This window comes from Nocardia farcinica (assembly GCF_029867845.1).
Classification (GTDB): domain Bacteria; phylum Actinomycetota; class Actinomycetes; order Mycobacteriales; family Mycobacteriaceae; genus Nocardia; species Nocardia farcinica_A.
Genome location: NZ_JARWRU010001200.1, coordinates 1 through 2,351 on the forward strand (window position 1 = coordinate 1; position 2,351 = coordinate 2,351).

Annotated in this window: 1 protein-coding gene and 1 pseudogene; both read left to right on the forward strand. The window is 67.6% G+C overall.

Annotated elements, in window-relative coordinates; genetic code table 11:
* Nucleotides 1-321 precede the first annotated feature (321 nt).
* The gene (dnaK, locus tag QH283_RS26710) at nucleotides 322-2,166 is read left to right on the forward strand and encodes a molecular chaperone DnaK (protein WP_280505697.1); all 1,845 of its coding nucleotides are present in this window, start codon (nucleotides 322-324) and stop codon (nucleotides 2,164-2,166) included.
* Nucleotides 2,163-2,351, forward strand: a pseudogene (locus QH283_RS26715) (nucleotide exchange factor GrpE); the annotation flags it as partial. The gene dnaK and the pseudogene QH283_RS26715, both read left to right, overlap by 4 nt.

A 2,351-nucleotide genomic window follows, 5' to 3' on the forward strand; every position in this document is an offset into this window, starting at 1 on the left:
CCCCGCTGACCGCGACGCCGGTGAGCTGGGGCGTGGTCGTCGCGGCGCGGTGGGGGCCGCATCGGCATCCTGATTCGCGCGTGACGGTCGGCGCCGCTGGGTAGCCCGGCGAGACGGAGAAGAATTTTTCACGCGCATCGGAATAAGCACGCTCGACGTCTGGTTGACCCCATCGTCAGAACTTGAGCGTGACACACTCAACTTGTAGTTGACGCCCGATCGGGGCGGGTGCAAGATTGAGCCGACCCCGCTCAGATGTCAGGAGCAGGACGCCGAAGCGGCTGAGGAGTCGCGGGGCAAACCAAGAGGAGGAATCTACTTATGGCTCGTGCGGTCGGAATCGACCTCGGGACCACGAACTCGGTCGTCGCCGTTCTCGAAGGTGGTGAACCGGTCGTCGTCGCCAACTCCGAGGGTTCGCGTACCACGCCCTCCATCGTCGCCTTCGCCAAGAACGGCGAGGTGCTGGTCGGCCAGCCCGCCAAGAACCAGGCGGTCACCAACGTCGATCGCACCATCCGGTCGGTCAAGCGCCACATCGGCACCGACTGGACGGTGGAGATCGACGGCAAGAAGTACACCCCGCAGGAGATCAGCGCGCGCACGCTCATGAAGCTCAAGCGCGACGCCGAGGCCTACCTCGGCGAGGAGATCACCGACGCGGTCATCACCGTCCCCGCCTACTTCGAGGACTCCCAGCGCCAGGCCACCAAGGAGGCCGGGCAGATCGCGGGCCTGAACGTCCTGCGCATCGTCAACGAGCCGACCGCGGCCGCGCTGGCCTACGGCCTCGACAAGGGCGACAAGGAACAGACCATCCTGGTCTTCGACCTCGGTGGCGGCACCTTCGACGTCTCGCTGCTGGAGATCGGCGAGGGCGTCGTCGAGGTCCGCGCCACCTCCGGTGACAACCACCTCGGTGGTGACGACTGGGATCAGCGCATCGTCGACTGGCTGGTCGAGAAGTTCAAGGGCTCCACGGGCATCGACCTGACCAAGGACAAGATGGCCCTGCAGCGCCTGCGCGAGGCGGCGGAGAAGGCCAAGATCGAGCTGAGCTCCTCGCAGAGCACCTCGATCAACCTGCCCTACATCACCGTCGACGCGGACAAGAACCCGCTGTTCCTCGACGAGCAGCTGACCCGCGCCGAGTTCCAGAAGATCACCTCGGATCTGCTCGACCGCACCCGCGCGCCGTTCCAGCAGGTCGTCAAGGACGCGGGCATCAAGGTCTCCGACATCGACCACGTGGTCCTCGTCGGCGGCTCGACCCGTATGCCCGCCGTCTCCGACCTGGTGCGCGAGCTGACCGGTGGCAAGGAGCCCAACAAGGGCGTGAACCCGGACGAGGTCGTCGCCGTCGGCGCCGCCCTGCAGGCCGGCGTGCTCAAGGGTGAGGTCAAGGACGTCCTGCTGCTCGATGTCACCCCGCTGTCGCTGGGCATCGAGACCAAGGGCGGCGTGATGACCAAGCTCATCGAGCGCAACACGACCATCCCGACCAAGCGCTCGGAGACCTTCACCACCGCCGACGACAACCAGCCGTCGGTGCAGATCCAGGTCTTCCAGGGTGAGCGCGAGATCGCCGCGCACAACAAGCTGCTCGGCTCCTTCGAGCTCACCGGCATCCCGCCGGCCCCGCGCGGCGTGCCGCAGATCGAGGTGACCTTCGACATCGACGCCAACGGCATCGTGCACGTCACCGCGAAGGACAAGGGCACCGGCAAGGAGAACACGATCAAGATCCAGGACGGCTCCGGCCTGTCCAAGGAGGAGATCGACCGGATGATCAAGGACGCCGAGGCGCACGCGGCCGAGGACAAGGCCCGCCGCGAGGAGGCCGAGACCCGCAACCAGGCCGAGTCGCTGGTCCACCAGACCGAGAAGTTCATCGCCGACAACGCCGACAAGGTGCCCGGCGAGGTGAAGTCCAAGGTCGAGGCGGCCATCGGCGAGGTGAAGGAGGCGCTGAAGGGCACCGACATCGCCGCGGTCAAGTCGGCGGTGGAGAAGCTGGCCACCGAGTCGCAGGCGCTCGGCCAGGCCATCTACGACGCCCAGGCCGCCGAGTCGGCGGGCTCGGGTGACGGCGCGTCGGCCCAGTCCGACGACACCGTCGTCGATGCCGAGGTCGTGGACGAACCCGTCGACACGGAGAAGAAGTGACCGAGAAGGAGCCGATCACCGTGGTGGACAACCGCAAGATCGACCCCGAGACCGGTGAGGTGCGCACGGCGGACGCGGAGAAGGACGCCGCGTCCGCCCCGGCGGCCGACGGCGCCGCGGCCGAGCAGGCCGACGCCGAGGTCGTCGAGGTCGAGGCCGAAGCCGAGGCAGGCGCGCCCGCCGAG

What these genes read in the sequence shown, in the direction of transcription:
- dnaK (WP_280505697.1), top strand. Translation starts at nt 322, where the DNA reads ATGGCTCGTGCGGTCGGAATCGACCTCGGGACCACGAACTCGGTCGTC.